Source organism: Acidisphaera rubrifaciens HS-AP3, from assembly GCF_000964365.1.
In the GTDB taxonomy this organism is placed as follows: Bacteria; Pseudomonadota; Alphaproteobacteria; order Acetobacterales; family Acetobacteraceae; genus Acidisphaera; species Acidisphaera rubrifaciens.
In genome coordinates this window covers 1-3,794 of record NZ_BANB01000174.1, presented here as the reverse complement: position 1 = coordinate 3,794, position 3,794 = coordinate 1, and the positions used below count along the sequence as shown (strand labels likewise).

Here is a 3,794-nt window from a genome sequence, read left to right as displayed (position 1 = left end):
GTCCGCCCCGGGTCGCCCGCCGGCGCGCCGGGGTGTCGCCCGCCGGAAGGAGGATGCATGCGTCCCGTGTCGACTGCGCTCGTGCTCGCGGCCCTGGCGGCATCCGCCGTCGCCGCCGCCGCGCAGCCATCCGCCGGGGTGCGGCCGATCACCGGGGCGGGCTCGACCTTCGCCGCCCCGCTCTACCGGGAATGGGCGGCCGCGGCGAAGCCGGCGATCCATCTCGATCTCGACTATCAGGCGGTCGGCTCCGGCGCCGGACAGCGCCGCATCCTCGCCCGCGCCGTCGATTTCGGCGCGACCGATGCCCCGATGAGCCCGGCGCGGCTCGCTTCGGGCGACCTGCTGCAATTCCCGACCGCCCTCGGCGCGCTCGTCATCGTGGTCAACCTGCCGGGGGTCGCGCCCGGCGCGCTCCGGCTGAGCGGCGCGGTCCTGGCCGATATCTTTGCCGGCACCATCGGCCGGTGGGACGATCCGCGCATCGCCGCCCTCAATCCCGGTCTCGCCCTGCCCGGACTGCCGGTCGCCCCCGTTCACCGCGACGACGGCGCCGGCGCGACCTATCTCTTCACCGCCTATCTCTCGGCGGTCAGCGCGCGGTGGAAAAGCGACATCGGCGCCAACACCAGCGTCGCCTGGCCGGCCGGCGCCGGGGCGCGCGGCAATGACGGCGTGGCCGCCGCCGTGCGCGGCACGCCCGGCGCCATCGGCTATGTCGGCAGCCCCTATGCCGCCCGGGCCCATCTGGCGACCGTGCGGCTGCGCAATCACGACGGCCGCTACGTCCCCCCCGACACCACGACCTATGCCGCCGCCGCCGCGGGCGCCGACTGGGCGCATGCCGTGGACTACGCGGTGGACCTGATCGACCAGCCCGGCCCCCGCGCCTGGCCGATCGTCGCCGCGACCTTCGTCGAACTGCCCCGCGACCGCCGCGACCGCGCGCGCGCGTCGGCGGTGGTGGCGTTCTTCGACTGGGCGATCAAGAATGGCGACGATATCGCCGAACGGCTCGACTACATCCCCCTGCCGGCCGCGGTGAAGGCGCGTGTCCGCCGCGACTGGGCGGCCGACATCCGATGACCCGCGCCGCGCGCCCCTGCCGGGCCGCCGGCCGTTCGTCACGGTCCGCGGGGACGGGACGCGCGGGGACGCGACCGGCATCGAGCAGGACAAGAGGCCGCACATGAGCGTCACGACCAATGCCGGCACGCCGGCACCCATGCCCGGTTCTGCGTCCGGGACGGCGTCCGAATCGGCCGCCATGGGGGGCGACGCGCCGCCGCGCATCGCCATCCGCAACCTCGATTTCTTCTATGGCGCGAACCGGGCGCTGAAGGGCGTCACCCTCGACCTGCCGGACCGCACCGTGACCGGCATGATCGGGCCGTCCGGCTGTGGCAAGTCCACGCTGCTGCGCTGCCTCAACCGCATGTACGACCTCTATCCGGGACAGCGCGCGACAGGTCAGGTCCTGCTCGAGGGGCGCGACATCATCGGCGGCGACATCGGCGTCGACGAATTGCGCAGCCGCGTCGGCATGGTGTTCCAGAAGCCGACGCCGTTTCCGATGAGCATCTACGACAACGTCGCCTTCGGCGTGCGCCTGCACGAACGGCTGAGCAAGGCGGAGCTGGATCAGCGCGTCGAATGGTCGCTGACCCGCGCGGCGCTGTGGGGCGAGGTCAAGGACCGGCTCGCGACGCCCGCCACCGGCCTGTCGGGCGGGCAGCAGCAGCGCCTGTGCATCGCCCGCACCATCGCGGTGCGCCCGGAGGTGATCCTGCTCGACGAGCCGACCAGCGCGCTCGATCCGATCAGCACGCTGAAGATCGAGGAGCTGATCGACGAGCTGAAGGTCGACTTCACCATCGCCATCGTGACGCACAACATGCAGCAGGCGGCCCGCTGCGCCGATCAGGTGGCGTTCTTCTACCTTGGCGAGCTGATCGAGGTGGGACCCGCGGGACAGATCTTCACCGCGCCGCGCGAGCCGCGCACGCGCGAATACATCACCGGGCGGTTCGGTTGAGGCCCAGGGGCGGAGAGCGGCATGGCCACTGACGGCGAGCACGTTGTGCGCAGCTACGAACAGGAACTGAAACGCCTCGACACCCTGCTCGCCGAGATGGGCGGCGTGGTGGAGAATCAGGTCGCGCTGGCGGCGGAGGCGATCATGTCGCGCGACGGCGAGGCCGCGACCCGCGCCGTGGAGCTCGATCCGCGCGCCGACGCGCTGGAACGCGAGGTGGAGCACTTCGTGATCCGCCTGCTGGCACTGCGCCAGCCGGTCGCCGACGACCTGCGCCGCGTCGTCGCCGCGCTGAAGATCGCCGGCGACTTCGAACGCATCGGCGACTACGCCGCCAACGTGGCCAAGCGCAGCATCGTGCTCGACCAGTTCAACCTGCCGCTCAGCCTGTCGGCGCTCGCCAACATGGCGCGGCTGGTGCAGCAGAACCTCAAGCTGGTGATCGACGCTGTGCAGCAGCGCGACCCCGACATGGCGATGCAGGTGTGGCGTTCCGACCAGCTGATCGACGACCTCTACAACACCATCTTCCGCGAGCTGATCACCTACATGATGGAGGATGCGCGCAACATCACGCCCTGCACGCATCTGCTGTTCATCGCCAAGAACATGGAACGGATCGGCGACCACGCGACCAACGTGGCGGAGACGGTGTACTACACGGCGGTCGGCCGCCCGATCGAGCAGGCGCGGCCAAAGGGCGACACCTCCGCCTATGCCGTGGTGCGGCCCGAAGCATAAGCACCCGAACATCAGACATGAGCATGACGATGAGCGAGCGGATCACGGTCGAGTCGCCGCGTGGCGGCAACGACGGCACGGCGGCGCTGGCCAAGCCGCTGATCCTGGTGGTGGAGGACGAGGCGGCGCTGGCGACGATGCTGCGCTACAACCTCGAAAAACAGGGCTACCGCGTGGAGGAGGCGGGCGACGGGCAGGAGGCGCTGACCCGCATCGCCGAGGCGCAACCCGATCTCGTGCTGCTCGACTGGATGCTGCCGGTGATGAGCGGCATCGAGGTCTGCCGCCAGATCCGCCGCCGCCCGGCGACCCGCGACCTGCCGGTGATCATGGTCACCGCCCGTACTGAGGATCAGGACGCGGTGCGCGGCCTCAACACCGGCGCCGACGACTATATCGGCAAGCCGTTCAACATGGAGGCGCTGCTGGCGCGCATCCGCGCCCTGCTGCGCCGCTCCAACGCCGTGCCGGTCAAGGGACAGCTGACGTTTCACGACATCACCATGGACCTGTCGACGCATCGCGTGACGCGCAACGGGCGGCCAATCCATCTGGGCCCCACGGAGTTCCGCCTGCTGGAGTTCCTGATGCAGCATCCCCGCCGCGTGTTCTCGCGCGAGGAGTTGCTGGACGCGGTGTGGGGCAAGGACATCCATGTCGAGCCGCGCACCGTCGACGTGCATATCCGCCGCCTGCGCAAGTCGATCAACGGCGCGGACGAGCTTGACGTGGTCCGAACCGTGCGCGCCGCCGGCTATGCGCTGGATACCGAGCCGCTCTGACCGGCGCGCGGCCGCGGGCCGGTTTTACCCGCGGGCATCGGAACCTCGTCCATAGGCGCGTGTTGAAGGCGCATCGCGACGGCCCGCTTCGGGCGCGCGCCGCCTTCCTGGCGCGCCGCCGGGCGACCGTCGCCGGACACGACGCGGACGAAAGGACGAACCATGAGCACCAAGACACTTCTCGGCGCGGCGGCGATCGCGGCCGGCCTGACGATGGGCGCCGTCGGGGCCCGCGC

5 protein-coding genes are annotated in these 3,794 nt (G+C 70.9%); 4 read left to right on the top strand and 1 reads right to left on the bottom strand.

The annotated features are described in order from the left end of the window. The first annotated feature begins 57 nt into the window (after positions 1-57). The 4 genes from pstS to phoB all read left to right on the top strand — a co-directional run bounded on the left by pstS (position 58) and on the right by phoB (position 3,558). Positions 58-1,086 (top strand): phosphate ABC transporter substrate-binding protein PstS, encoded by a 1,029-nt coding sequence (pstS, locus tag B8460_RS06425; RefSeq protein WP_048860755.1) that lies wholly within the window; start codon positions 58-60, stop codon positions 1,084-1,086. A 181-nt stretch (positions 1,087-1,267) separates the two neighbouring features. Continuing rightward, the gene (pstB, locus tag B8460_RS06420) at positions 1,268-2,035 is read left to right on the top strand and encodes a phosphate ABC transporter ATP-binding protein PstB (protein WP_048860757.1); all 768 of its coding nucleotides are present in this window, start codon (positions 1,268-1,270) and stop codon (positions 2,033-2,035) included. 21 nt (positions 2,036-2,056) lie between these two features. Then, positions 2,057-2,776 carry a phosphate signaling complex protein PhoU gene (gene phoU / locus B8460_RS06415; protein WP_048860754.1) on the top strand — a complete coding sequence of 240 codons (720 nt, stop codon included), beginning with the start codon at positions 2,057-2,059 and terminating at the stop codon, positions 2,774-2,776. A 29-nt stretch (positions 2,777-2,805) separates the two neighbouring features. Beyond that, complete coding sequence (gene phoB, locus B8460_RS06410) at positions 2,806-3,558, top strand: phosphate regulon transcriptional regulator PhoB (protein WP_048860756.1); 753 nt, start codon at positions 2,806-2,808, stop codon at positions 3,556-3,558. Here phoB and B8460_RS23045 read toward each other — a convergent pair. Beyond that, positions 3,531-3,794: hypothetical protein (locus B8460_RS23045; protein WP_206742642.1), on the bottom strand; the 264-nt coding region annotated here is incomplete at its 5' end. The two genes, phoB and B8460_RS23045, sit on opposite strands and share 28 nt — an antisense overlap.